This window comes from Acinetobacter sp. AOR43_HL (assembly GCF_027854635.1).
GTDB lineage: Bacteria > Pseudomonadota > Gammaproteobacteria > Pseudomonadales > Moraxellaceae > Acinetobacter > Acinetobacter pittii.
Window position 1 is genome coordinate 63603 of sequence record NZ_JAKTHX010000009.1, and the last position, 26242, is coordinate 89844.

24 protein-coding genes are annotated in these 26242 nt (G+C 38.8%); 17 read left to right on the top strand and 7 right to left on the bottom strand.

Annotated features, from left to right (window positions below):
* Position 1 precedes the first annotated feature (1 nt).
* From lipB to rpoD, 3 genes are all read right to left on the bottom strand, one after another.
* Positions 2 to 655: a lipoyl(octanoyl) transferase LipB gene (gene lipB, locus MKL33_RS05625; protein ID WP_141315997.1), complete on the bottom strand. Its 654-nt coding sequence runs from the start codon at positions 653 to 655 to the stop codon at positions 2 to 4.
* A gap of 203 nt (positions 656 to 858) precedes the next feature.
* The gene (locus MKL33_RS05630; protein WP_002116017.1) at positions 859 to 1146 is read right to left on the bottom strand and encodes a YbeD family protein; all 288 of its coding nucleotides are present in this window, start codon (positions 1144 to 1146) and stop codon (positions 859 to 861) included.
* Positions 1147 to 1243: 97 nt separating this feature from the next.
* The gene (gene rpoD / locus MKL33_RS05635; RefSeq protein WP_002116414.1) at positions 1244 to 3130 is read right to left on the bottom strand and encodes an RNA polymerase sigma factor RpoD; all 1887 of its coding nucleotides are present in this window, start codon (positions 3128 to 3130) and stop codon (positions 1244 to 1246) included.
* A 358-nt stretch (positions 3131 to 3488) separates the two neighbouring features.
* Between rpoD and MKL33_RS05640 the strand changes: the two genes are divergently transcribed.
* Complete coding sequence (locus MKL33_RS05640) at positions 3489 to 3695, top strand: PA3496 family putative envelope integrity protein (RefSeq protein ID WP_002116495.1); 207 nt, start codon at positions 3489 to 3491, stop codon at positions 3693 to 3695.
* A gap of 74 nt (positions 3696 to 3769) precedes the next feature.
* Complete coding sequence (locus MKL33_RS05645) at positions 3770 to 4294, top strand: YecA/YgfB family protein (protein WP_002116105.1); 525 nt, start codon at positions 3770 to 3772, stop codon at positions 4292 to 4294.
* Between the two features lie 125 nt (positions 4295 to 4419).
* Here the strand turns inward: MKL33_RS05645 and trhO are convergent, their stop codons facing one another.
* Positions 4420 to 5352 (bottom strand): oxygen-dependent tRNA uridine(34) hydroxylase TrhO, encoded by a 933-nt coding sequence (gene trhO, locus MKL33_RS05650; RefSeq protein WP_039763286.1) that lies wholly within the window; start codon positions 5350 to 5352, stop codon positions 4420 to 4422.
* A gap of 111 nt (positions 5353 to 5463) precedes the next feature.
* Between trhO and MKL33_RS05655 the strand changes: the two genes are divergently transcribed.
* Entirely contained in the window at positions 5464 to 5949 is a 486-nt protein-coding gene (locus MKL33_RS05655; protein ID WP_005064555.1) for a DUF1289 domain-containing protein, read from the top strand.
* A gap of 74 nt (positions 5950 to 6023) precedes the next feature.
* Here MKL33_RS05655 and gltA read toward each other — a convergent pair whose 3' ends face one another.
* Complete coding sequence (gene gltA, locus MKL33_RS05660) at positions 6024 to 7298, bottom strand: citrate synthase (protein ID WP_017386753.1); 1275 nt, start codon at positions 7296 to 7298, stop codon at positions 6024 to 6026.
* A gap of 343 nt (positions 7299 to 7641) precedes the next feature.
* Positions 7642 to 7767 carry a hypothetical protein gene (locus MKL33_RS05665; protein WP_161282906.1) on the bottom strand — a complete coding sequence of 42 codons (126 nt, stop codon included), beginning with the start codon at positions 7765 to 7767 and terminating at the stop codon, positions 7642 to 7644.
* 474 nt (positions 7768 to 8241) lie between these two features.
* Here MKL33_RS05665 and sdhC point away from each other — a divergent pair, with 474 nt between their 5' ends.
* The 10 genes from sdhC (at position 8242) to sucD (ending at position 19901) form a co-directional block, all read left to right on the top strand.
* Positions 8242 to 8643 (top strand): succinate dehydrogenase, cytochrome b556 subunit, encoded by a 402-nt coding sequence (sdhC, locus tag MKL33_RS05670; RefSeq protein WP_075384165.1) that lies wholly within the window; start codon positions 8242 to 8244, stop codon positions 8641 to 8643.
* The gene (sdhD, locus tag MKL33_RS05675) at positions 8643 to 9008 is read left to right on the top strand and encodes a succinate dehydrogenase, hydrophobic membrane anchor protein (protein ID WP_000833672.1); all 366 of its coding nucleotides are present in this window, start codon (positions 8643 to 8645) and stop codon (positions 9006 to 9008) included. Before sdhC ends, sdhD begins: the two co-directional genes overlap by 1 nt.
* Before the next feature lie 12 nt (positions 9009 to 9020).
* Entirely contained in the window at positions 9021 to 10856 is a 1836-nt protein-coding gene (sdhA, locus tag MKL33_RS05680; RefSeq protein WP_002116225.1) for a succinate dehydrogenase flavoprotein subunit, read from the top strand.
* Positions 10857 to 10870: 14 nt separating this feature from the next.
* Positions 10871 to 11581, top strand: coding sequence for a succinate dehydrogenase iron-sulfur subunit (locus MKL33_RS05685; protein ID WP_002116292.1), 711 nt, complete (start codon positions 10871 to 10873; stop codon positions 11579 to 11581).
* 283 nt (positions 11582 to 11864) lie between these two features.
* Positions 11865 to 11993, top strand: coding sequence for a hypothetical protein (locus tag MKL33_RS05690; protein ID WP_002116082.1), 129 nt, complete (start codon positions 11865 to 11867; stop codon positions 11991 to 11993).
* A gap of 157 nt (positions 11994 to 12150) precedes the next feature.
* A complete protein-coding gene (locus MKL33_RS05700; RefSeq protein WP_270906642.1) occupies positions 12151 to 14991 on the top strand; it encodes a 2-oxoglutarate dehydrogenase E1 component in 2841 nt (946 codons plus the stop codon).
* On the top strand, positions 14991 to 16187 hold the full coding sequence (odhB, locus tag MKL33_RS05705) for a 2-oxoglutarate dehydrogenase complex dihydrolipoyllysine-residue succinyltransferase (RefSeq protein WP_005064561.1): 1197 nt from the start codon (positions 14991 to 14993) through the stop codon (positions 16185 to 16187). The genes MKL33_RS05700 and odhB overlap by 1 nt, the downstream gene beginning before the upstream one ends.
* 61 nt (positions 16188 to 16248) lie before the next feature.
* A complete protein-coding gene (gene lpdA, locus MKL33_RS05710) occupies positions 16249 to 17682 on the top strand; it encodes a dihydrolipoyl dehydrogenase (protein WP_002116053.1) in 1434 nt (477 codons plus the stop codon).
* A 147-nt stretch (positions 17683 to 17829) separates the two neighbouring features.
* Positions 17830 to 18996, top strand: a complete 1167-nt coding sequence (gene sucC, locus MKL33_RS05715; protein ID WP_001048573.1) for an ADP-forming succinate--CoA ligase subunit beta — start codon at positions 17830 to 17832, stop codon at positions 18994 to 18996.
* Positions 18997 to 19010: 14 nt separating this feature from the next.
* A complete protein-coding gene (gene sucD, locus MKL33_RS05720) occupies positions 19011 to 19901 on the top strand; it encodes a succinate--CoA ligase subunit alpha (RefSeq protein WP_000114637.1) in 891 nt (296 codons plus the stop codon).
* Positions 19902 to 20310: 409 nt separating this feature from the next.
* Here the strand turns inward: sucD and trpS are convergent, their stop codons facing one another.
* A complete protein-coding gene (gene trpS, locus MKL33_RS05725) occupies positions 20311 to 21324 on the bottom strand; it encodes a tryptophan--tRNA ligase (protein WP_002116097.1) in 1014 nt (337 codons plus the stop codon).
* Positions 21325 to 21532: 208 nt separating this feature from the next.
* On the opposite strand from trpS, the gene MKL33_RS05730 reads away from it, so the two are divergent.
* The 4 genes from MKL33_RS05730 to MKL33_RS05745 all read left to right on the top strand — a co-directional run.
* Positions 21533 to 22462, top strand: coding sequence for a DUF808 domain-containing protein (locus MKL33_RS05730; RefSeq protein WP_005072929.1), 930 nt, complete (start codon positions 21533 to 21535; stop codon positions 22460 to 22462).
* A 27-nt stretch (positions 22463 to 22489) separates the two neighbouring features.
* Positions 22490 to 23389 carry a KPN_02809 family neutral zinc metallopeptidase gene (gene ypfJ, locus MKL33_RS05735; RefSeq protein WP_032056621.1) on the top strand — a complete coding sequence of 300 codons (900 nt, stop codon included), beginning with the start codon at positions 22490 to 22492 and terminating at the stop codon, positions 23387 to 23389.
* Between the two features lie 236 nt (positions 23390 to 23625).
* On the top strand, positions 23626 to 25128 hold the full coding sequence (locus MKL33_RS05740; RefSeq protein WP_002116022.1) for a cation:proton antiporter: 1503 nt from the start codon (positions 23626 to 23628) through the stop codon (positions 25126 to 25128).
* A 454-nt stretch (positions 25129 to 25582) separates the two neighbouring features.
* Positions 25583 to 26242, top strand: a 660-nt coding sequence (locus MKL33_RS05745; protein ID WP_270906643.1) for a BapA/Bap/LapF family prefix-like domain-containing protein, incomplete at its 3' end; no start/stop codon positions are given.

Genomic DNA, 26242 nt, shown 5'->3' on the forward strand with positions numbered 1-26242 from the left:
TTTATTCAGTTTTGACTTCTGGGTCATTAAAGTATCCAGTGTTCTTAATATACTCAATAAAGTCTTGGCAAAGTTGAGTGAATGATGGATAAGGAGTCACCAAATCTTGTATACGCACCATTTCTAAACCAGCGTAGCCACAAGGATTGATCGTCTGGAACCCATCTAGGGCACAGTCCAGATTTAGCGCTAACCCATGGTAGCTACGACCACGACGAATTTTAAAACCTAGAGAGCCAATCTTACGGCCATCTACATATACTCCTGGTGCATCAGGCTTGGCATACGCGTCAATTCCGTATTTTTTTAAAATATCTATCATAAATTGTTCAGCAAAACTGACCAATGTACGTACGTTCCATTTTAGACGATTAAGATCAAACATGAAGTAAGCAACAAGTTGGCCGGGTCCATGCCAAGTCACTTGTCCACCACGGTCAGTTTGCACTACAGGAATATCTGATGAAATTAGGATGTGTTCAGGTTTACCAGCTTGACCTTGAGTTAAAACATTATGATGTTGAAGTAACCATAACTCATCAGGCGTATCTTGATCTCGCTCATTTGTTAAGAGTTTCATGGTTTCAAATTTGCTTTGATAATCTTGTAAATCGTTCCATTGCCGAATGATTAAGTTAGGTTTATCAAGGCTCATCACAATCTCTTCCTATAATTAGTTTATGCGGCGCCCAGTTAATATCTACTAGATAAAAGCCGAAAACCTTGTAATTTTAAAGGATTTTATAAAAGGAATTCTAAATATTTGTAAGGTTTTTCGTGGTAGGAAGTTTTTAAAATTTCCAAAAAAAATACCACAGTAAGAATGCCTGACTGTGGTATTGATTGAAGAACTTAAAATTAAAGCGCAGTTCTAATCTGCGGGCAAGCAGCCAAGTCAGCATAAAGTGCATGAACTTGTTCCAATTCTTCAAAGCGCAATTGTGCTGTTAAAGAATGATACTTGCCGGTGCGAGATTCTTGAACTTTTAATGTTGAGTGGTCGAAGTCTGGAAAATGTTTTACCAAAATATCGACTACAGCAACACGTAATTCTTCACCCGCATCGCCAATAAGTTTAATTGGATAATCCATCGGAAATACCCAAAGATGTTCTTGTAGTTCGCGAGATGGAGTGCGGTCTAACATAAGTTACCTCATGATTTGAAACGCCTGCATTATCGCAGGCGTTTATAGCTCTTTCTATTAAATGGGGCTTGGTTTTGAAATTTCAAGCTTTCAAAACTTAGTCATTTTCCAAGAAAGAACGTAAATGTTCAGAACGAGAAGGGTGGCGTAATTTACGCAATGCTTTCGCTTCAATCTGACGGATACGTTCACGCGTTACATCAAATTGTTTGCCAACTTCTTCAAGTGTGTGATCGGTTGGCATATCAATACCAAAACGCATCTTCAATACTTTTGCTTCACGTTCAGTTAAGTTTTCCAATACTTCACGAGTTGCTTCTTTTAAGCCTTCTGAAGTCGCAGCATCAATTGGAGAAGTGATGTTTTGATCTTCAATGAAATCCCCAAGATGTGAATCTTCATCATCACCAATAGGTGTTTCCATCGAAATCGGTTCTTTAGCAATTTTAAGTACTTTACGAACCTTAACTTCATCCATTTCTAAACGTTCACCTAATTCTTCAGGTGTTGGTTCACGGCCCATTTCTTGTAACAATTGACGAGATACACGGTTGATCTTGTTAATCGTTTCAATCATGTGTACTGGAATACGGATTGTACGAGCCTGATCGGCAATCGAACGAGTAATCGCCTGACGAATCCACCAAGTTGCATAAGTCGAGAATTTATAACCACGACGGTATTCAAACTTGTCTACAGCTTTCATCAAACCAATGTTCCCTTCTTGAATCAAGTCAAGGAACTGTAAACCACGGTTGGTATATTTCTTCGCAATTGAAATTACCAAACGGAGGTTGGCTTCTACCATTTCTTTCTTAGCGCGACGTGCTTTCGCTTCGCCAATCGCCATACGCTTAGAGATATCTTTAATTTCAGCAACGCTTAAACTAAGCTCTTTCTCAATATCTGCAATCTTTTGTTGGAATGCTAAAACATCTGGACGAACTTTTTCTAAATGCGCCTTGATTTCAGCAGGTGCTTTAGCAATTTGTTCATCTAACCAAGCTGGATTAGATTCTTGTTTAGGGAAAGATGTACGGAATTGAGTACGGTCCATACGGCCACGACGTACTGCATAACGCATGATTTCACGTTCATTGGCACGAATTTGCTCATGGGTACCACGAATCATTTCAGAGATGATGTCAAATAAACGTGGTGTAAATTTAAACATCATGAATACAGTAGCTAAAGCTTCTAAAGCTTCTTCAGCCTCTGGACTGTTACGACCATGTTTTTCAACAACAGCTTTTGTTTTAGCCCAAGCAGCTTCTAGTTCAGTAAAACGAACTTTTGCAACTTCAGGGTCTGGACCTGAATCACCTTCAGAGTCATCATCACCTTCAGACTCTTCTTCTTCATCGTCATCATCAAGCTTAACTTCTTTCGTTGATTTTGAAGATGATTCGTCTTCTTCTTCAAGTTCTTCAACTTCTTCTAAAACTTCTGGAATATCTTCATCAGTTTCAGGATCGAGGTAGCCTGATAAAATATCTGCAAGACGGCGTTCGCCAGTTAAAAAATCATTATATTCTTTTAATACAACTTCAACAGCATTTGGCCAGTAAGCAATTGAATTAAGGACATCACGGATACCTTCTTCAATACGTTTGGCAATGCTGATTTCACCTTCACGGGTTAATAGTTCAACTGTACCCATTTCACGCATGTACATACGTACAGGGTCTGTCGTACGTCCAGGCTCATTTTCAACCGATGCAAGTACGGCAGCAGCTTCTTCTTCAGCAACCTCATCAGTTGCGTCAGCCGACTCACCGAACATGGTATCGTCAGATTCAGGTGCACGCTCGTGTACAGGAATACCAACGTCTTGAAGCATTTGAATAATGTCTTCAATCTGTTCGCTTTCAGTAATCGAGTCCGGCAGATGATCGTTAACCTCAGCGTAAGTTAAGTAACCTTGTTCTTTGCCTCGGCTAATCAGAGCCGCTACTTGAGAAGTAGGGGAATGCATATCGCTCATCTTTGCTTACTCTTTGTTGAATCTGTGGCAGTGAAAAACCGTGCATGATAGCACAATTTGCTTGAATTGTTTTGGCTTTGATCAGTAACCGTTAAATAAAAAATATCTTTGAATTCACGTCTGTTTTTTGAATATTGGGATAAAATCATTTTTTTCAAGCTTAAATCATCGAAAAAATCATAGAATTTTTTTTTGATCAAAAAAATAGTTCAGCTTTATAAATACACAATTTTTTGGGCGAAAAAAAGTACAAATATGCAGTTTAATGAAAAAAATATAAATAAAACTTGACACGATTTAATAACCAAGATAAATAGCGGCTAGACCCATTCACATTTTTTCATTAGAGGTAGTTTTAGTGTCTTCTACAGATTTTGAATTAGATGATAACTACGGTGATGATGATGATGTCGGTTTTGATGAGTCATCAGGCAAAATCACTGCGAAAGAATCATTAGAAAAACGTAGATTAATTGATGATCTATTGGCTCAACGCCGTTTAGAGCGTGAGTTAAAAGATTTTGATTACGATTTAGACGATGATGATCTTGATGATGAAGACTAATCAAATCTGAATAGGGCATCGTCAGCTTAGATGCTATGCTATCGTAGATTTCTTTTTTATAGTCAGGTAACACAATGAGTGCGTTAGATTTAGACCAATTAAGTGAATATCTAGATGGAGACCACAATGAGTATGGTCTGGATTTCGCTGCAACTCATGGTTTTCTGTGTGCAATTGCAGTAGGCCCTCAGTTTGATCGTTGGTTAGATGAATTATTCGATAATAACCATAAAAAAGTTCCTGCCGAAATTATTCAGCAGATCAAAGCGTGGTTAGAGTCAATTCGACAAGACTTAGCAAATGAAAATGGAATTGAATTTCCGTTTGAAATTGAGGAAGCGGATGTTGAGTCTAGCTTAGGCGACTGGAGTGTTGGATTTGTTGATGCGATGTTCTTAAATGAAGATGCATGGTTTGCACCTGAATATGAAGAACAATTAATTGATTTAACTTTACCAATGATGGTATTTAGTGGAATTGATGAAGAAGATCCACAGATGGAATCTTTCCGTCGTAATGGACAGTTAATGGATGAGCTGGCAGAAGAAATCCCAGATAATTTGAATGAATTATACTTGATGTATCATACGCCAAATTAATTTATTAGAAGAAATAATAAATAACGTCCTTTCTAGGGCGTTTTTTATTACGAAAAATTAAGTGATATAAAATAAAAAAAGGGCAGTTAGAAATCTAAGTGCCCTTTGAAAACTATTTTATAGTTTTATAGACGTTTACGCTTTGCAGCAGCAATTTGTGACTGGCGCATACGGAAACCAGCTTTTTGCTTTTCAGTAGTTTTGTCGATGCAATAAACGCAAGAAACACCGTGTTCGTAACTTGGTAGAGCAGACTCTTCAGGAGTTAAAGGCCAACCGCAAGCATGACATTTAATATTCACGCCTTCCTCTACACCATGAGTTACAGCAGTACGTCCGTCAAATACGAAACATTCACCTTCCCATAAGCTTTCATCAGCAGGGGTTTCTTCTAGGTACTTAAGGATACCGCCTTTAAGATGGTAAACCTCTTTAAATCCTTCTTGAAGAAGTAAAGAAGTTGATTTTTCACAGCGAATACCACCAGTACAGAACATCGCAATTTTTTTGTCTTTATGTTGCTCTAATTCTTTCTTGACGTATTCTGGAAACTCACGGAATGTTTCAGTTTTAGGGTCAATTGCGCCCTTAAATGTACCCGCTTTATATTCGTAATCATTACGTGTGTCGATTAAAATTACATCATCACGTGCGATTAAATCATTCCACTCTTTAGGATCAAGGTAGTGACCGACTAAGTCACGAGGTTTAACCTCAACACCTAAAGTCACAATTTCTTCTTTAAGTTTAATTTTCATTTTGCGGAAAGGTTTGTCAGAACTATGGGATTCTTTGTATTCCATAGCGCCAAAGCCTTCATTGAGCAAAAACTGATGTAGTGTATCAATTGCTATGCGATCACCAGCAACAGTACCATTAATTCCTTCACCTGCTACAATCAGAGTTCCACAGAGGTTAATTGTTTTCACTAAGTCTAATAAACGTTGTTGAAGATCGGCAGGATCTTGAACTTCTTTAAATTGATATAGTGCTGCAACAACCCAACCTGCGGTCGCTTGCTGTTCTACAGGTGCAAGCTGTTCTACAGTAGCGTTCATGGAAAACTCCAAATGTATTAAGATAGAAATTTAAGGCGCATATTTTAGCGCGAAAATTTGTAATAAGCGAGAAAACCATAAAAAGTATATGGTTTATTTAAGGAGTTTGTTTTGAGTAATGATCATCGAACGCTCTCTCTCACCCCATGTGCAGGGCGTTGTTCAACAGTTTTTGGTGATCAGGTTTGTCGTGGTTGTCGCCGTTTTAACCACGAGGTGATTCAATGGAACACTTATACGGCAGAGCAGCGTTTGGCTGTATGGAAGCGTTTAGATGATCAATTGAATCAAATCTTAGTACCGATGCTGCCTCATGCAGACTTACAGCATGTTGAGGGATTTATTTTAAGTAAGCGTGTTCGATTAATGGAAGGGGCGAGCCAAGGCCGTAAGCTTTATCACGCCTTAAAAATATGTGAAAAGAATAAACATCTAGCACACGAGAGTGGTTTGGGCATTTCGGAGTCTCAAGTCAAAACAATATGGGTGGAGTTTGAAAGACGTGTTTTAGCGTTGGCTAAAGCGAGCTATGAGTTGGCTTGGTTGCGAGCAGATGGGATTAGCCATCACTTGTTAACTATGTATGAAGAAGAATAAGTCTAGAGTAGAAAAAGACGTAAATAAAAAAGCTGCCTTTTGGCAGCTTTTTTTCATTAATTTTCTTTCGAATATTAACGTTTGATGTCGCGTTGAGTTTCACCAGTATAAAGCTGACGAGGACGACCGATTTTATAAGGACCGCTGTGCATTTCTAACCAGTGGCTGATCCAACCAACTGTACGAGCAAGAGCGAAGATTACAGTAAACATTTCTGTTGGGATACCAATCGCTTTAAGGATGATACCTGAGTAGAAGTCTACGTTAGGGTAAAGTTTACGCTCAACGAAGTACGGGTCGTTCAATGCGATACGCTCAAGTTCCATAGCAAGTGCTAATTGAGGATCGTTGATGCCTAAAGCTTCAAGAACTTCGTCACAAGTTTGCTTCATTACTTTAGCGCGTGGGTCGAAGTTTTTGTAAACGCGGTGACCGAAGCCCATAAGCTTAACTTCTTTACGTTTAACTTTTTCCATGAACTCTGCAACGTTTTCAACGCTACCAATTTCATCAAGCATCTTAAGAACTGCTTCGTTTGCACCACCGTGAGCAGGGCCCCAAAGTGCAGAGATACCAGCAGAGATACATGCATACGGGTTTGCACCAGTAGAACCAGCAAGACGTACTGTAGATGTAGAAGCATTTTGTTCGTGGTCAGCATGAAGCGTGAAGATACGATCCATTGCGCGAGCAAGAACAGGATTAACTTTGTAATCTCGGTCAGCAGGAGTAGCAAACATCATGTGCAAGAAGTTTTCCGCATAACTTAAATCGTTACGTGGATAGATGAATGGTTGACCTACTGTGTATTTGTAACTCCAAGCAGCAAGTGTTGGAATTTTTGCAATTAAACGAATTGCAGTAATTTCACGGTGGTTGATATCTTCAATATCTAGGTTGTTGTGATAGAACGCAGATAATGCACCTACAACACCTACCATGATCGCCATTGGGTGAGCGTCACGACGGAAACCATTGAAGAAACGGCTAACTTGATCGTGAACCATAGTGTGAGCACGTACTTTCGTATCAAACTCAACTTTTTGTTCAGCATTTGGGAGCTCGCCATTTAATAATAAATAACAAGTTTCAAGGTAGTCTGCTTGAGTTGCTAACTGATCAATTGGGTAGCCGCGGTGTAATAAGATACCTTTGTCACCATCAATGAAAGTAATTTTAGATTCGCATGCGGCTGTCGCCATAAAACCAGGATCGAAAGTAAAATGACCTTCTTTCAGTATGCTGCTGACATCAATTACATCTGGACCTAAAGTGCCACTGTAGATTGGTAATCCAATTTCTTTGCCATCAAGATGTAATACGGCTTTTTTGCCATTTGCTTCAGACATTCAATAGATCTCCTGTCCTGGTGAATGTTGATCTGACTCGAAATCCTAATGTTCTCATGTGCGAATCAGACGGTGTCAAAATTTGCTATAAGATTAGTGAGTACTGAAATTTTGTCAATTATACTTATGGATAAAAAATGACGTTCCCACAGAGAGTTAGTCATCAAGACCCGAGCAAAAAAGTCAGTAAAATCACTGCATCGGGATGGTATAATAAGTCAATTCAACAAGAACGTGCAGAAAAAAAATGAAGGATGAGTACAATTGTAAGCAAATTTATAAATTGCAATTTAGAATAATAAGGCGGTAGAAAATGCCAATCCGCTTAAAAAAATCATAAAACTCATGATGTAATTTCAAATTTATACTCAAAAAAAAAGGTATTTTTATTTAGTTGTAACAAAGAATATTGTTCTTTTTTTAAGTTTAATTGTATAAAAAATAGCTTATCAGACGAGTTTAAAATCATAAGAACTGTTTTTTAATGAAATTCGCTTTCGAAAAATTAGTGTAGATCGCTTAATATCTATCTGAAATATAAGTTTGCTCACTTATTTGAAATGTGGCTCACATTGAAAATAGGAGGGTATTGCGATCATTTTTCTATTGATATGAGGAATTTATAACTTTATCTTTAGTCTAAAATCGGCTTATTTAAAAGAAATTTCAGAAAAAATGAAATTAAATAAAAAGTTATTTTAAACAAGGACATGATGTGTGTAGGTATAGTTTTTTTATTGACCTAATAATGTAATATTGTTTTGAATGATTCTTATTTAATGGTTTTTTGCTGAAATGGCAAAGTGGATTGTTTGTATTTTGATACTTCGCGTTTTATAATTCAGTGTCGTTTATAGGTTAGGCATGAGCTGTGCTTGCCTAACAATGCCAGCTTTCCTTGGAATTAATTCAACAAACTCCGGTCGGAGTTTCTACCTACAGGATGCCCGCTGTGAAAAGCAACAGACCTGTCAATTTGTCCATGGGTCAGGTGTTAGCGGTAAATTTACGCTCACCCGTGGCTATTGCATCAATTTTACACCGTTTATCAGGTGTCATCGTTTTCTTATTAGTACCAGTTCTCTTATGGATTCTAGATAAATCATTATCTTCACCAGAAGGATTTGACTACGTTAAAAATGTCGTTTTTGGAAATATCCTTGTACGTTTTGTTGTTTGGGTATTTGCAGCCGGCTTAATATTCCACTTTATTGCTGGAGTTAAGCACTTACTTGCAGATTTAGGTTTTGCTGAAGAACTGCAAAGTGGTCGTATTGCAGCGACAATTTCATTGATCTTATCTGTGGTAGCCATTATCGCAGCCTTTGTATGGATTATGTTCTAATGAAAAGTGCTACAGGTTTAACTGGTTCAGGTTCTCGTGATTGGTTTATCCAGCGTGTAAGTGCGGTTGTATTAGCAGCTTATACTGTTGTTCTTTTTGGTTGGATTCTCTGCAAAGGTGGATTTGACTATCAACAGTGGGCTGGTTTCATGATGACATTACCAATGAAGATTTTTTCTTTATTGGCAATTTTATCGCTTATCGCACACGCATGGATTGGTATGTGGCAAGTTTTCACTGACTATGTCACTACTCGTCAAATGGGTCCTTCAGCGAAAGGTTTACGCCTTGTACTGACGACGGCTGTCATTATTGCAGTGTTTGTGTACGCAATCTGGGGTATCCAGATTTTCTGGGCGAATTGATAGGAAGATATCATGGGCGCGATAACCCCTAAAGAAGATTATTCAAATATTCAAAACCTCACTTTCGATGCAGTTATCGTTGGTGGTGGTGGTTCTGGTATGCGTGCTTCTTACCAACTTGCTCAAGCAGGTTTGAAAGTTGCAGTACTTACTAAAGTTTTCCCAACACGTTCACATACAGTTGCTGCTCAGGGCGGTATCGGTGCGTCGTTAGGTAACATGCAAGAAGATAACTGGCATTTCCACTTTTACGATACAGTAAAAGGTTCTGACTGGTTAGGTGACCAAGACGCAATTGAATTTATGTGTCGTGAAGCACCAAAAGTTGTGTATGAACTTGAACACATGGGTATGCCGTTTGACCGTAACGCTGATGGTACAATTTACCAACGCCCGTTCGGTGGTCACTCTGCGAACTATGGTGATAAACCAGTTCCACGTGCTTGTGCTGCTGCTGACCGTACTGGTCACGCATTATTACACACGCTTTATCAAAGCAACGTGAAAATGGGTACTCAGTTCTTCGTTGAATGGATCGCGCTTGATTTGATCCGTAACGAAGCAGGTGATGTTCTTGGTGTAACAGCGATTGACCAAGAAACTGGTAATATCGCAGTATTCCAAGCAAAAGCGACATTGTTTGCGACCGGTGGTGCTGGTCGTGTTTACCGTGCATCAACAAATGCTTATATCAACACTGGTGACGGTCTTGGTATGGCTGCTCGTGCTGGTATTCCATTACAAGATATGGAATTCTGGCAATTCCACCCTACGGGTGTTGCGGGCGCAGGCGTATTGTTAACTGAAGGTTGTCGTGGTGAAGGTGCAATCCTTCGTAACAAAGACGGCGAACCGTTCATGGAACGTTATGCACCAACTTTAAAAGACTTGGCTCCACGTGACTTCGTATCACGTTCTATGGACCAAGAAATTAAAGAGGGTCGTGGTTGTGGTCCAAAAGGTGATTATATCTTACTAGATATGACTCACTTGGGTGCTGACACAATCATGAAGCGTTTACCATCTGTATTTGAGATTGGTAAAAAATTCGCGAACGTTGATATCACTAAAGAACCAATTCCTGTAGTACCAACAATCCATTATCAAATGGGTGGTATTCCTACAAATATGCATGGTCAAGTGTGCTTACCTGAAGCAGGTACAGACAACTACACCAAACCTGTAAAAGGTTTCTATGCAATTGGTGAATGTTCTTGTGTATCAGTACATGGTGCAAACCGTTTAGGTACTAACTCACTTCTTGACTTGGTTGTATTTGGTAAAGCTGCTGGTGAGCACATTATCGACTACGTAACTAAGCATCATGGTGATGAATATGCGCCACTTCCAACAAATGTATTAGAGCAAACTTTAGATCGCGTACGTAAGTTGGATGAATCAACTTCTGGTGAAAATGCACAAGAAGTTGCTGATGCGATTCGTGATATCGTTCAAGACCACGCTGGTGTATTCCGTACTCAAGCTTTGCTTGATAAAGGTGTTAAAGAGATTCTTGCTCTTGAACCACGTGTACGCAACATTCACTTGAAAGATAAATCTAAAGTATTTAACACTGCACGTGTTGAAGCGCTTGAAGTTGAAAACTTATATGAAGTTGCAAAAGCTACATTAATTTCAGCTGCTGCGCGTAAAGAGTGTCGTGGTGCGCATACTGTAGTTGATTATGAGTTGCCAGCTGATCACCCAACTTATTCATACGGTCGCCGTGATGATGAGTGGATGAAGCATACTTTATGGTATTCATCAGATAACCGTTTGGAATATAAGCCAGTGCGCTTCAAACCGTTGACTGTTGATGCAATTCCACCAGCACCACGTACATTCTAATCGGGAGTATAAAGATGAGTAGAGGTACTCGTACATTCGAAATCTACCGCTATGATCCTGATAAGGATAAAGCGCCGTACATGCAAACTTTCAAGCTTGAATTGACTGATAAGCACCGTATGTTGCTTGATGCATTACTTGCTTTGAAGGTTCAAGATGAATCATTAACGTTCCGTCGTTCATGCCGTGAAGGTATTTGTGGTTCGGATGGTGTAAACATTAATGGTAAAAATGGTTTGGCTTGTTTATGGAATTTAAACGACCTGCCTGAGAAAATTGTAATTCGTCCATTACCAGGTTTGCCGGTTGTTAAAGATTTGGTTGTTGATATGAACCAATTCTATGATCAATATGACAAAATTCAGCCATTCTTGATCAATAACCAACCAGCTCCACCTAAAGAGCGTTTACAGTCTCCTGAAGAGCGTGAACACTTAAATGGTTTGTATGAATGTATTCTTTGTGCGTGTTGTTCAACTTCATGCCCATCATTCTGGTGGAACCCTGATAAATTCTTGGGTCCTTCAGCATTGTTAAATGCATACCGTTTTATCATCGACTCTCGTGATACTGCTACTGCAGACCGTTTGGCTCGTCTTGACGATCCATTCAGTTTGTTCCGTTGTAAAGGTATTATGAACTGTGTGTCAGTATGTCCTAAAGGTCTAAACCCTACTAAAGCAATCGGTCACATCCGTAACATGCTATTAGATCAAGCGGGTTAATTCTGCACAAATAGAAAACGCGCATCCTTGATGTGCGTTTTTTTTTAATTTTATAATGTAAACTTTAGACTTTGGTCGAAAAGAGCGAGGATTTTATATATTGCACCATATATTAAAAGATAAAATCGCTTATGTATTTTGCCAATTTATAGGTGGTATGTGTCAAAAAAATCAATCGTTGTTTAAGAACATGATACGATTTGCCACAAAGTTATAGGTGAAAAAAGCGTATACTAGTGAAATTAATTTAAGTAGCACGATCTTAGATCTGTGCTTAATTTTTATGGTTAAAGTCATTTTAGAAAAGTTAATTTTAAAGTTAATTTTTCTAAAAAGATTTGCAAAAAATTGCTCGGTTTTAATCGAGTATAAGGTGAGTGATGATGCCATTGAGGGCGTTGTGATTCATTAATTACCTATGGAGTTTTCTCTCTAGGTAGTATGACGCCCCATGGTCTTAGAGACCTGTTGGGTAAGTAATGCCTTTTTTACCAATTTGGCATTATGCATCATGGGTGTGCTTAAAAGGCAGCCTGTAATATTTTTTGCAATAGGAAATGGGTCCACAAATGCAAGAAGTTGCTGACGCATTGCGTCTTGACACTGAACTTTCCGCTGATAGTGCAGCGTATATTGAAGAACTTTACGAGCAGTACCTGACTTCCCCAACCTCTGTAGCTGAGGACTGGCGCCAATATTTCGATAAATATCCAAAGGGTGACCAACCACACAGCGCTGTGCGTGAGCAATTCCTATTACTAGGACGTAATGCTAATCGTGTTCAACCTGTTGTACAAAGTACTGTAAGTACTGAGCATGAGCGTCGTCAAATTGGCGTTTTACAACTTATTGCTGCTTATCGTAATCGCGGACATCAAAAAGCTAAATTAGATCCATTAGGTCTTGCTAAGCGTGAAGAGATTCCAGATTTAGATCTTTCAGCTCACGGTTTAACCAAATCAGATTTAGACACTGTATTTAATACTGGCAATCTTGAAATCGGCAAAAGCGAAGCAACGCTTGCTGAAATGATTGAAGCAATGGAATCAATCTATTGTGGTTCGATCGGTGTTGAATACATGCATATCGTGGACACAAAAGAAAAACGTTGGATTCAACAACGTCTTGAAAGTGCCCGTGGTAAATTCAATTACACAAATGATCAAAAGAAAGGCTTCTTAGAGCGTTTAACTGCTGCTGAAGGTCTTGAAAAATATCTTGGTAATAAATACGTCGGTGCTAAACGCTTTGGTGTTGAGGGCGGCGAATCTTTTATTCCTATGGTAAACGAGATTATTCAGCGTGCTGGTGCTGTAGGTTGTAAAGAAGTTGTTATTGGTATGCCACACCGTGGCCGTTTAAACCTTCTTGTGAATATTATGGGTAAAAACCCTGCGGACTTATTTGGTGAGTTCGAAGGTAAATCAATTCATAAAAAAGGTTCTGGCGACGTTAAATACCACCAAGGTTTCTCAAGTAATGTAATAACTCCAGGTGGCGAAGTTCACTTGGCATTAGCATTTAACCCATCTCACTTGGAAATTGTTGGTCCTGTAGTTGAAGGTTCTGTACGTGCACGTCAAGTACGTCGTAGAGACATTGGCGGTGATGACGTTTTACCAGTTATTGTTCATGGTGATGCGGCATTTGCAGGTCAGGGCGTGAACATGGAAACCTTCCAGATGTCACAAACTCGTGGCTATACGGTTGGTGGTACAGTTCATATTATTGTGAACAACCAAGTAGGTTTCACAACTTCTGATCCTCGTGATGCACGTTCTACAGAATACTGTACAGACGTTGCTAAAATGATTCAGGCGCCAATTTTCCATGTAAATGGCGATGATCCTGAAGCTGTTATCTTTGCTACTCAATTAGCACATGATTTCCGTCACGAATTCCGTAAAGATGTTGTTATCGATTTGTTCTGTTATCGTCGTCGTGGCCATAACGAAGCAGATGAGCCATCTGGTACACAGCCATTGATGTATCAAGTAATTGCGAAGAAAGCGACTACTCGTACACTTTATGCTGATCAACTTGTTCAAGAGAAAGTACTTGATCGTGCTGAAGCAGACCAAATGGTTGAAGATTACCGTTCTGATTTAGAAGCGGGTAATCATGTAGCAAATGCGTTAATTCTTGAACCAAATACCAAAATGTTTGTAGATTGGACTCCATATTTGGGCCATGACTACACAGACGATTGGGATACTTCATTTGACTTAAATCGCTTAAAAGAATTAGGCGAGGGCATGAGCAAACTTCCTGAAGGGTTTGTAATGCAGCGTCAGGTTCAAAAAGTAATTGAAGATCGCGTAAAAATGCAAACTGGTGAAACTCCATTAAACTGGGGTGCAGCAGAAACTTTAGCTTATGCAACTTTATTAGATGAAGATTATCTAGTTCGTATTACTGGTGAAGACGTGGGTCGTGGTACCTTCTCGCACCGTCATGCGAAATTGCATAACCAAGCTGATGGTTCAACTTACATTCCACTTTGTCATGTGAAAGAGAACCAACCACGTTTTGCGATTTATGACTCTCTTTTATCTGAAGAAGCAGTTCTTGCATTCGAATATGGTTACGCAACTACAATTCCTAAGAGCTTGATTATTTGGGAAGCACAATTTGGTGACTTCGTAAACTGTGCTCAAGTTGTGATTGACCAGTTTATTGCTTCTGGTGAGACTAAGTGGGAACGTGTTTGTGGTTTAACAATGTTGTTACCACACGGTTTCGAAGGTCAAGGCCCAGAACACTCATCAGCTCGTTTAGAACGTTTCTTACAGTTATGTGCTGAAGACAACATGCAAGTGATCACTCCAACGACACCTGCACAGATTTTCCATGCATTACGTCGTCAAGCTGTACGCCCAATTCGTAAGCCATTGATTGTAATGTCACCGAAATCTTTACTTCGTCATAAACTTGCGACTTCTACTTTAGAAGAGCTTGCAAATGGTTCATTCCAAACTGTAATTGATGAAATCGATCAAATTAACAAGTCAGATGTAACTCGTCTTGTACTTTGTGGCGGTAAAGTTTATTACGACTTACTTGAAAAACGTCGTGAACAAAACTTAACTAATGTTGCAATCGTACGTATTGAACAGTTGTATCCATACCCAGAGCAACGTCTTGCGGAAATCTTGGCTGCTTATCCAAATGTGAAAGAACTCGTTTGGGCACAAGAAGAGCCGAAGAACCAAGGCGCATGGTTATTTATCGCACCGCGTTTATATGACGATATCTTAAAATCTGGCAAACAAATCCGTATCAGTTTTGCAGGTCGTGAAGCTTCTGCTGCACCAGCTTGTGGCTCACCGTACTTGCATGCAAAACAACAAGCTCAGCTAATTAATGATGCATTGGCAATCGAAGCTGAACAATCAGGAGATTCTCAATAATGGCAACCGAAATTAAAGCACCGGTATTCCCAGAGTCTGTTGCAGATGGAACCATCGCAACTTGGCACAAAAAGGTGGGTGAACCTGTATCACGTGATGAAGTAATCTGTGATATTGAAACCGACAAAGTTGTTTTAGAAGTTGTTGCTCCTGCTGATGGTAGCTTAGTTGCAATCATTAAAGATGAAGGCGATACAGTTCTTTCTGACGAAGTTATTGCTCAGTTTGAAGCTGGTGCTGGTGCAGCAGCGGCTGCTCCTGCAGCAGTAGAGCAAGCAGTTGCTCAAACTCAAGCTGGTGCAGCGCCTGTTGTTGAGCGTACAGAAACTGTATCTGATCAAGCTCCTGCAGTTCGTAAAGCATTAACTGAATCTGGTATTGCTGCTGCTGACGTACAAGGTACTGGTCGTGGTGGTCGTATCACTAAAGAAGATGTTGCAAACCATCAAGCTAAACCAGCTGCTAATGTTACTCCGTTAAGTGTAGCTGTTGGTGAGCGTATCGAAAAACGCGTTCCAATGACTCGTTTACGTAAGCGTGTAGCTGAGCGTCTTCTTGCTGCAACTCAAGAAACTGCAATGTTAACTACATTCAACGAAGTTAACATGAAGCCAATCATGGAATTGCGTAAGCAATATAAAGATGCTTTTGAAAAACGTCATGGCGCTCGTTTAGGCTTCATGTCATTCTTCGTTAAAGCAGCAACTGAAGCGCTTAAACGCTACCCAGCTGTAAACGCTTCAATTGATGGCGACGATATCGTTTATCACGGTTACTACGACATCGGTGTTGCAGTATCTTCTGATCGTGGTCTTGTTGTACCAGTATTACGTGATACTGATCGTATGAGCTATGCAGAAGTTGAATCTGGTATTGGTGCATATGCTGCTAAAGCACGTGATGGTAAATTATCTATCGAAGAAATGACTGGTGGTACTTTCACAATCACTAACGGTGGTACTTTCGGTTCATTACTTTCAACTCCAATTTTGAATCAGCCACAAACTGGTATCTTGGGTATGCACAAAATCCAAGAGCGTCCTATGGCTGTAAATGGTCAAGTTGAAATCTTGCCAATGATGTATTTAGCACTTTCTTATGACCACCGTATGATCGATGGTAAAGAAGCTGTAGGTTTCTTGGTAGCAATCAAAGAATTGTTAGAAGAGCCAGCTAAACTCATCCTTGATCTTTAATTTCTTCGAATAATATTACCGAGGTAGAGTGATCCTCTATCTCGGACCATGGAGATAAACAATGTCTCAACAATTTGATCTTGTTGTTATTGGCGGTGGTCCTGGTGGTTATGAAGCTGCAATTCGCGCTGCTCAACTAGGTTTTAAAGTCGCTTGTATCGAAAAACGTATTCACAACGGTAAGCCATCTTTGGGTGGTACATGCTTAAACGTAGGTTGTATTCCTTCTAAAGCATTACTTGACTCTTCTCACCGTTACGAAGATACAGTACATCATTTAGCTGATCACGGTATCACTACAGGTGAAGTGAATTTTGATCTTGCTAAGCTTCTTGCTCGTAAAGACAAAATTGTTGACCAATTAACTGGTGGTATCGATCAATTGCTTAAAGGCAATGGCATTGAATGGTTAAAAGGTACTGGTAAATTACTTGCTGGTAAAAAAGTTGAGTTCGTTTCTCATGAAGGTGAAACTCAAGTTTTAGAACCTAAATACGTTATTCTTGCGTCTGGTTCTGTGCCTGTAAATATTCCAGTAGCTCCTGTAGATCAAGATATTATTGTTGATTCAACTGGTGCATTGAACTTCCCAGAAGTACCTAAGCGTTTAGGTGTAATTGGTGCAGGTGTAATCGGTTTAGAGCTTGGTTCTGTTTGGCGTCGTCTTGGTGCTGAAGTTGTTGTTTTTGAAGCAATGGATGCATTCTTACCAATGGCTGATAAAGCTTTGGCAAAAGACTACCAAAAACTTTTAACTAAGCAAGGTCTTGATATTCGTATCGGTGCTAAAGTTTCTGGTACTGAAATTAATGGTCGTGAAGTGACTGTTAAATACACTCAAGGCGGCGAAGAAAAAACTCAGACTTTTGACAAATTAATCGTTTGTGTAGGCCGTAAAGCTTATGCAGAAGGTTTATTGGCAGATGATTCAGGCATTAAATTGACTGAACGTGGTCTAGTTGAAGTAAATGATCACTGTGCAACTTCTGTAGAAGGTGTATACGCGATTGGTGACTTGGTTCGCGGTCCAATGCTTGCTCATAAAGCAATGGAAGAAGGTGTAATGGCTGTTGAGCGTATTCACGGTCATGCAGCTCAAGTGAACTATGACACAATCATTTCTGTTATCTATACACATCCGGAAGCGGCATGGGTTGGTTTAACTGAAGAACAAGCTAAAGAAAAAGGTCATGAAGTTAAAACTGGTCAATTCGGTTTTGCTGTAAATGGTCGTGCTTTAGCGGCGGGTGAAGGTGCTGGTTTTGTTAAGTTTGTTGCTGATGCAAAAACTGACCGTTTATTAGGTATGCATGTTATTGGACCTGCAGCATCTGATATCGTACACCAAGGTATGATCGCTCTTGAATTTGTATCTTCTGTTGAAGATCTTCAGTTAATGACATTTGGTCATCCAACATTCTCTGAAGTTGTTCATGAAGCTGCACTTGCTGTAGATGGTCGTGCAATTCACGCGATTCAACGTAAGCGTAAATAAAATAAAGAGCGGTTCTCCGCTCTTTTTCACATTCGATGGTGTGATTAAAAAAGCATCAAGGTGAAAGACGTAGACAGCAATTTGCATAAGTAACATGAGAATGTTGCGCAAATTGAAGACAACAAACAAAGTTAAGTAGGTAACTAAATGAACTTACATGAGTATCAAGCTAAAGCGTTATTGAAAGAATATGGTATGCCAGTACAAGAAGGTATCTTGGCTACCAATGCAGACGAAGCAGTTGCTGCATTTGAACAGCTTGGTGGTAAATTCGCGGTAATGAAAGCGCAAGTTCATGCTGGTGGTCGTGGTAAGGCTGGTGGCGTTAAAGTTGCAAAATCTAAAGAAGACGTTATCGAATTTGCAAACAATATCATTGGTACTCGTCTTGTAACGTATCAAACAGATGCAAATGGTCAACCAGTAAACAGCATTATTGTTGCTGAAGACGTATACCCAGTTGAGCGTGAGCTTTACTTAGGTGCGGTTGTAGACCGTTCTAGTCGTCGTATTACTTTCATGGCTTCTACAGAAGGTGGTGTAGAAATCGAGAAAGTTGCTGAAGAAACTCCAGAAAAAATTATCAAAGTTGAAGTTGATCCATTAGTTGGCTTACAACCATTCCAAGCACGTGAAGTTGCGTTTGCTTTAGGTTTGAAAGATAAACAAATCGGTCAATTCGTAAAAATCATGACAGCTGCTTACCAAGCATTTGTTGAAAATGATTTTGCTTTATTTGAAATTAACCCACTTTCAGTTCGTGAAAATGGCGAAATTTTATGTGTAGACGCGAAAGTAGGTATCGACTCTAACGCGCTTTACCGTTTACCTAAAGTTGCTGCTTTACGTGACAAATCTCAAGAGAATGAGCGTGAATTAAAAGCATCTGAATTTGATCTTAACTATGTTGCTTTAGAAGGTAACATTGGTTGTATGGTTAACGGTGCTGGTCTTGCAATGGCAACTATGGACATCATTAAACTTTATGGTGGTCAGCCTGCAAACTTCCTTGACGTTGGTGGCGGTGCAACTAAAGAGCGCGTAATCGAAGCGTTCAAAATCATCCTTGCTGATACATCTGTACAAGGTGTTTTAATCAACATCTTCGGTGGTATCGTACGTTGTGACATGATTGCTGAAGCGATTATTGCAGCGGTTCAAGAAGTAAACGTAACTGTTCCAGTTGTTGTTCGTTTAGAAGGTAACAACGCTGAGTTAGGTGCTAAATTACTTGATGAATCTGGTTTGAAATTAATTTCTGCAAACGGCTTGTCTGATGCCGCAGAAAAAGTTGTAGCTGCAGTTAAAGCGTAAGGGGAGTATCAATCATGAGCGTATTAATTAATAAAGACACTAAAGTATTGGTACAAGGTTTTACTGGTAAAAACGGTACTTTCCACTCTGCACAAGCTTTAGACTACGGTACAAAAGTTGTTGGTGGTGTTACTCCGGGTAAAGGCGGTACTACTCACCTTGACCTACCAGTATTCAACACAATGAAAGAAGCTGTACGTGAAACAAATGCAGATGCATCTGTAATCTATGTACCAGCTCCATTCGTTTTAGACTCAATCGTTGAAGCGGTTGATTCAGGTGTTGGCCTAATCGTTGTGATCACTGAAGGTGTTCCAACAATCGACATGCTTAAAGCAAAACGCTACTTAGAAACTAACGGTAACGGTACTCGTTTAGTTGGTCCTAACTGTCCAGGCGTGATCACTCCGGGTGAATGTAAGATTGGTATTATGCCTGGTCACATTCACCAACCAGGTCGTATTGGTATCATCTCGCGTTCAGGTACATTGACTTATGAAGCTGTTGCTCAAACAACTAAGCTTGGTTTAGGTCAGTCTACTTGTATCGGTATCGGTGGTGACCCAATCCCAGGTATGAACCAAATCGAAGCGCTTCAATTGTTCCAAGACGATCCAGATACTGATGCAATCATCATGATCGGTGAGATCGGTGGTACAGCGGAAGAAGAAGCTGCTGAATTCATCAAATCTAACGTGACTAAGCCTGTAGTAGGTTACATTGCTGGTGTAACTGCTCCTAAAGGTAAGCGTATGGGTCACGCTGGTGCGATTATTTCTGGTGGTCAAGGTACTGCTGAAGAGAAATTCGCTGCATTTGAAAAAGCAGGTATGGCTTACACTCGTAGCCCAGCTGAGCTTGGTTCAACTATGTTGCAAGTTTTAAAAGAGAAAGGTTTAGCTTAATCGCTTTACGCTGAATCTTAAAAAGCACCGCATCTGAAAAATGATGCGGTGTTTTTTATTTATTAAAGAAAAATAAGAGTTTTTATAAGTATAGCTAATTCATAAATAAAATTTTTAGGCAAAAAAATACGCAATGATTGGGGTGATCATTGCGTAGAACAACGAATCTGTAAAAACAGTTTCGGTTTAAGGAGAAATGTCGTGAGGCTCATATGATGTAACCTACATAGAGGATAATAGATAAAGTTAAGATATTCTTCATCGCTATTAGCGTTAATAAGTGTTACTTCACGTTAATAGGGTAAAGGCCTGTGAATGGCTATCAATACATTAGTAATTCTAAAAAATGAATATTATTGAATCTAATAAATAAAAAAAGCCCCGAAGGGCTTTTAGTTTTCAAAAAGGATTAAAATTTAAATAAACCTAAACCATCTTTAACTTCGTCTAAAGTCTGTTGAGTAATAAGACGGCACTTATCTGTACCTTGACGTAAAACATCCATAATATAGTCAGGATCTTTAGCAAGTTCTTCGCGACGTTCACGAATAGGTGTAATTAACTCTTTTAAGACACCTTCAAGACGTTTTTTAACCGTACCATCACCAAGACCACCGCGACGATAGTGAGCTTTTAATTCTTCAACTTCTTCTTTATTTGGATCAAATGCATCTAAATAAGTAAATACAATATTGCCTTCAACTTGACCTGGATCTTCAATACGAAGGTGATTTGGATCGGTGTACATCGCATTAACAGCTTTTTTAATATCTTTATCAGAAGCATTTAAAACGATGGTATTGCCTAATGATTTAGACATTTTCGCTTTACCATCAAAACCAGGTAGACGTGCCATATTAGAAAGCAAAGCTTTACATTCAGGCAAAAGATCTTGACCGATTTGGCGATTTACTCGACGTACGATTTCATTGGTTTGTTCAATCATTGGAATTTGATCTTCACCCACTGGAACCACAGTTGCTTTGAAAGCAGTAATATCAGCCGCTTGTGCAACAGGGTAGCAGAGGAAACCAGCTGGAATGTCACGCTCAAAACCACGCATTTGAATTTCAGATTTAATGGTGGGGTTACGTTCTAAACGCGCTACTGTCACAAAGTTAAGATAGAGCATTGTGAGTTCATTGAGTGCTGGTAAGCAAGATTGAACACAAATGGTGGTTTTTGTTGGATCAATGCCTACAGCTAAATAATCTAGAGCAACTTCTAAAATATTACGGCGAACTTTATCTGGATTATCTGCATTATCTGTTAGTGCTTGTGCATCTGCTAATAAGAGATGTTGATGATGGCTATCCTGTAAACCTACACGAGAACGCAAAGAACCGACAAAATGCCCAAGGTGAAGTTGTCCGGTTGGGCGGTCGCCTGTCAAAATAATTGGACGCTGATCAACATTACTCATTATTTATTCCACTATCGTATTGGCTTAATCAGGGGTAGTAAGCCCTGTAATATAAAAGATTGGCATTATTGTACGGGAAATAAATTTTTTTCGTCAGCGATTGGGGAAACTTTTCTTAAAATAATATTGTGAATTTATTCAGTAAAATTACAGAAATTCAAAAAAATCATCTTACAATAGCCTTAATAAATACAAACTTGGATAAGAAATGGCGAGTGGCTTACTTTTATTACTAGATGATATAGCAACAATTTTAGATGATGTTGCTTTAATGAGCAAAATGGCAGCCAAGAAAACTGCCGGAGTTTTAGGTGACGATTTGGCCTTAAATGCTCAGCAAGTAACAGGTGTGCGCGCAGATCGCGAACTACCTATTGTTTGGAAAGTGGCTAAAGGCTCATTTGTTAATAAGCTTATTTTAGTTCCTTTAGCATTGTTAATTAGTGTGATTGCACCTTGGCTTATTAACCCGCTATTAATGCTCGGGGGGTTATTTTTATGTTATGAGGGAGTAGAGAAAGTTCTTCATACCATTATGCATAAAAAAGCTTCTACATCAGAGGAAGCAAAAGCAGAGCTTGAAACTGAAGAATTAGACTTAGCAACTTTTGAAAAAGAAAAAATAAAAGGAGCAGTAAGAACTGATTTTATTTTATCGGCTGAGATCGTGGTGATTACGCTTGGTACAGTTGCTACAGCTACTTTAATGACAAAGGTAAGCGTTTTAAGTGTTATTGCTGTTGTGATGACGATTGGCGTTTATGGCCTAGTTGGTATGATTGTTAAGATTGATGATTTGGGATTATATTTAACAGAACAGTCGACCTCATTTAAACAAACTATAGGTCGAGGCCTATTAGCTTTTGCTCCTATTTTGATGAAATTACTTTCAATCGTGGGCACTATTGCAATGTTTTTAGTGGGTGGCGGGATTATTAATCATACGATTCCATTGCTTCATCACTTAACTGAAGACACAGTGGATCATGTGGAAACAATACCAGCAGTGGGTAACATTATTGGTGCTTTAACACCAACATTGATTAACTTTGGAATAGGACTTGTTGCAGGTGCAATTGTTCTATTAATTGTGAGCTTAATACAAAAAATGTGGCCTAAAAAAGCATCGGGTTCATGATGCCATTCTAAAAAGAAGAGGGAAATTATGCGCTGGAAAGGTCGACGAATTAGTAGCAATGTTGAGGACCGTCGAGGTGGTGGCGGTGTTAGAGCTGGCGGTATCAGTATTATTGGTTTGGTTGTTGCATTTGTTGCGTGGAAGTTCTTTGGTGTTGATCCACAACAGGCTTATCAAGCAACGCAGCAAGTTACTGCTTCACAACAATCAAATGCAACTGCGCCAGAAAGTTTAACGGCCGAGCAAAAAGAAGCATCGGATTTTGTTGGAACGGTTTTGGCTGATACGGAAGATACTTGGACTCCTATATTTAAACAGTTAGGTAAAAGTTATACGCCACCTAAATTAGTTTTGTTTAGTGGAATGATTCAGTCAGGATGTGGCACAGCTCAATCTGCTATGGGGCCATTTTATTGTCCGGCAGACCAGAAAGTTTATATCGATACAGAATTCTTTAAAGATATGCGTCAGCAAATGGGAATTTCTGGTGAGCAGAACCAAACTGAACTTTCTAGGGAAGATCAAGCTGGGGATTTCGCACAAGCTTATGTGGTTGCACATGAAGTAGGGCACCATGTTCAAACTTTGCTTGGTATTTCATCGCAAGTACAGCAAGCTCGTGCACAAGTCAGTCAAAGAGAAGGTAATCAATTATCTGTTCGTCAAGAATTACAAGCTGACTGTTTAGCGGGTATTTGGGCGAGTCATAATCAACAGCGAACTCAATTTTTAGAGCAAGGTGACATTGAAGAAGCGATGGATGCCGCTCAAAAAATTGGAGATGATTATTTACAGAAGCGCTCTACGGGTCAGGTTGTTCCAGATAGCTTTACTCATGGTAGTAGTGAACAGCGCATGCACTGGTTTCAGGTTGGTTTAAAAACTGGTGATATTAACCAATGCGATACTTTTAATAATCCAGTTTAAAATTTTATAGGATGAGTCTTGTTAAACATATTTAATAAGCTCATCTTTTTTTCAGATCATAACTATAAATAATGTTAAGAAATTTAACTGATTGATAGATTGTTCTATCAATTCGGTAAACTTGTGTCCTAATTTCTGTTTTTTATGATTATGGCATTGTTTATGTCAGCTTTTTAATGAGTTAGGTCGATTTAGCAAAGTTTTTATTTGGTCGTTGACCCAGAAGAAGGGTATTCATGGGTAATTTTTTTCTATTACAAGCTTTTACAGTGGTTTTTGCACTATCAATTGCAACCACAATTTTTAATAAGCGTATTTTAGGCTTTCCGCAGGCGATTGGTGTTCCTCTGGTCTCGGCAATTTTTGTCTTTATTCTACAGTGGGGTGCCAGCCTACTAAACGGTAACCAGTTTATTACCATTAACATTCATAATATTGAAGAAGCTGTACGTCATATCGATTTTTATGATTTTTTAATTAATGGTGTTATTTGTTTTATTCTAACTTCTTCTGCACTCAAATTTAAAATTTCAGATCTAAAAAGTTATTGGAAGCAAATTAGTATTCTGGCAACGATTGCCTTAGTACTTTGTGCTGTATTATTTGGCAGTTTACTTTACGGATTCCAATTACTGGTTGGATATCATGTGCCAATTCTGGTGCTATTACTTTTAGGTGCAGCTTTAGGGGCAACAGACCCAATTGGTATTAAAGGTGTACTTAGTTCGATTCGAGCACCACATCATTTAATTGTTAAGTTAGAAGGTGAATCATTATTTAATGATGCAATGTGTATTGCATTGTTTATGACTTTACTTAATGTTTTACAGGGTGAACATTTTTCATTAGTAGCGACATTAGAAGCTCTACTTTATGAAATTGTTGTCGCCGTCGGGATTGGTTGGGCATTTGGGGTAGGGGTGTTGCGTCTATTACGTGGTAAACACGAAATGGAGTCCCTGATTTTAACAACAGCTTTACTTGCAAGTGGAGCATATTTGGTTGCTTTGTTTGCACATGCATCAGCACCGATTGCTTGTGTAATTGGCGGTTTAATTGTTGGAAACAAATGGAAAGAAATACGAGAAGAGCGAGAGATTCAAGAAGTTAATCATTTTTGGCATACAGTAGAAGGAATCATTAACTCATTCTTATTTACTTTAATTGGCTTAGAGTTATTTATTCTTGATCTAAACTTTAGCCTGATTTTAGGCGGTATTGTTGCATTCTTTATTCTTCATATTTCTCGTTTTGCTGCCAATTTTATGGCTTTCGCTTTTTTCCCCACAATGCGTAGAACTAAAAGCTACAACGGTAGTTTGACTATTTTATCTTGGGGTGGGGTACGAGGAGGAATTTCACTTGCATTGATTTTGGCAGTAGCTAATATCCCTGCCTTAAGTCCCTATAGTAGTATCCTGATTGGATATACATTTATTAGTGTATTGTTATCAGGTATTGTGTGCGGCCTAGGCTTACCAGCTGTGATGAATGCTTTTTATTACAACCCCAACGAAGAAACTGAAGGCTTAAAAGGCTTCTATCAAAGGTTGTGCCATAAGATGAACCGAAGAGGTTTTCAGTATATTGTGGGGGAGGATGCGCTGGGTAGAGAAACAATCACCGTTTATAATCCAGATATTCTTGTAGACCAAAAAACTGAGGATGGAATTGCAACAATGCATGATCCAAATAAATTACAAGAAGTAAAACGATTTGAGAGTCCCGATAACTTCTAAACTTAAATAGTTTTAAATTTTATAAACCATTTAAAAGTTAGGTTTTAGTGTAATAGTAAAATATTACCTAAAGCCTTTTTTTCTATATATATCATTAATAATATATTTTATTTTATTAAGATATTAATAATTATTATATAAATATTTTAATTAAATAATTTTTCAACAAAAAGTAAATAATGAAATATTAAATTTATATTATATATAAAACGTTTAACGTAATTATTCATGAAATTAACATAAGAAAAACTTAACTAAGACTTATATATAATTTCTATTAATTAAATTTTTTTCTTTAGGTACTTTAGTATTTGTTTTTTTTATTTTAAAGTGTTTAATGTAAAAATGATCACATTACTTAATGTTTTTAAGTTGTAGGTCAAAAACTTAGAAAGATTAAGTAAAAAATTATACATAAAATTATTTAAATCAATAATATAAAAGGAATATAGATATGCCTGAAATACAAATTATTGCCAAGGATAGTCACGATACCTTGTCAACAATCCAGGGAACTTCTGCAAAGCTTTCAGAAGCGTCGGTCGTATTGGTAAAAGTGGCTGCCAGTGATGTATTGGTAGTGAATAGGGAGGGTACCAATGCAGTCATTCGCCTGAAAAATGGCGAGACTATTGTTATTGAAGGCTTCTTTAGTGGAACAGCTGAGCCTAAAGATAACAGTCTTGTTTTTCAAGATGAAAATGGACAGTTGATTTGGGCAAAATTCAAAGATGCTGAAAATGATGCGGACGCCGACGCCGACGCTGATGCAGACAGTGATGTTGAACCACAAGCACTTGTAGCTGAAGATTTACCTGCTGCTTTACCAGCAGAAACACTACAAGAGTTGGTGTCTGACGTTATTTACCAACCTATTTCTTCAATTGAACCATTACTTTATCACGATGCGGGTGTAAACCCATGGTTGTGGGCAGCTATTCCTTTAGTTGCTGGCGGTATTATCGCTGCAGCATCGAATAGTGATAATAATGATGACTCAACACCAATAGATAATACACCGCCGGCTACACCTGCAGTGCCGAGTGGCTATCTGGACAATGTTGGCGCTGATCAAGGGATCAAGGGGTCAGGAAGCAGTACAGATGACACGACA

Coding starts and splice junctions, on each gene's coding strand:
- lipB (WP_141315997.1), bottom strand. CDS start 655: ATGAGCCTTGATAAACCTAACTTAATCATTCGGCAATGGAACGATTTA.
- MKL33_RS05630 (WP_002116017.1), bottom strand. CDS start 1,146: ATGTTAGACCGCACTCCATCTCGCGAACTACAAGAACATCTTTGGGTA.
- rpoD (WP_002116414.1), bottom strand. CDS start 3,130: ATGAGCGATATGCATTCCCCTACTTCTCAAGTAGCGGCTCTGATTAGC.
- MKL33_RS05645 (WP_002116105.1), top strand. CDS start 3,770: ATGAGTGCGTTAGATTTAGACCAATTAAGTGAATATCTAGATGGAGAC.
- trhO (WP_039763286.1), bottom strand. CDS start 5,352: ATGAACGCTACTGTAGAACAGCTTGCACCTGTAGAACAGCAAGCGACC.
- gltA (WP_017386753.1), bottom strand. CDS start 7,298: ATGTCTGAAGCAAATGGCAAAAAAGCCGTATTACATCTTGATGGCAAA.
- MKL33_RS05665 (WP_161282906.1), bottom strand. CDS start 7,767: ATGATTTTAAACTCGTCTGATAAGCTATTTTTTATACAATTAAACTTA.
- sdhC (WP_075384165.1), top strand. CDS start 8,242: ATGCCCGCTGTGAAAAGCAACAGACCTGTCAATTTGTCCATGGGTCAG.
- sdhD (WP_000833672.1), top strand. CDS start 8,643: ATGAAAAGTGCTACAGGTTTAACTGGTTCAGGTTCTCGTGATTGGTTT.
- sdhA (WP_002116225.1), top strand. CDS start 9,021: ATGGGCGCGATAACCCCTAAAGAAGATTATTCAAATATTCAAAACCTC.
- MKL33_RS05685 (WP_002116292.1), top strand. CDS start 10,871: ATGAGTAGAGGTACTCGTACATTCGAAATCTACCGCTATGATCCTGAT.
- MKL33_RS05690 (WP_002116082.1), top strand. CDS start 11,865: ATGGTTAAAGTCATTTTAGAAAAGTTAATTTTAAAGTTAATTTTTCTA.
- MKL33_RS05700 (WP_270906642.1), top strand. CDS start 12,151: ATGCAAGAAGTTGCTGACGCATTGCGTCTTGACACTGAACTTTCCGCT.
- odhB (WP_005064561.1), top strand. CDS start 14,991: ATGGCAACCGAAATTAAAGCACCGGTATTCCCAGAGTCTGTTGCAGAT.
- lpdA (WP_002116053.1), top strand. CDS start 16,249: ATGTCTCAACAATTTGATCTTGTTGTTATTGGCGGTGGTCCTGGTGGT.
- sucC (WP_001048573.1), top strand. CDS start 17,830: ATGAACTTACATGAGTATCAAGCTAAAGCGTTATTGAAAGAATATGGT.
- sucD (WP_000114637.1), top strand. CDS start 19,011: ATGAGCGTATTAATTAATAAAGACACTAAAGTATTGGTACAAGGTTTT.
- trpS (WP_002116097.1), bottom strand. CDS start 21,324: ATGAGTAATGTTGATCAGCGTCCAATTATTTTGACAGGCGACCGCCCA.
- MKL33_RS05730 (WP_005072929.1), top strand. CDS start 21,533: ATGGCGAGTGGCTTACTTTTATTACTAGATGATATAGCAACAATTTTA.
- ypfJ (WP_032056621.1), top strand. CDS start 22,490: ATGCGCTGGAAAGGTCGACGAATTAGTAGCAATGTTGAGGACCGTCGA.
- MKL33_RS05740 (WP_002116022.1), top strand. CDS start 23,626: ATGGGTAATTTTTTTCTATTACAAGCTTTTACAGTGGTTTTTGCACTA.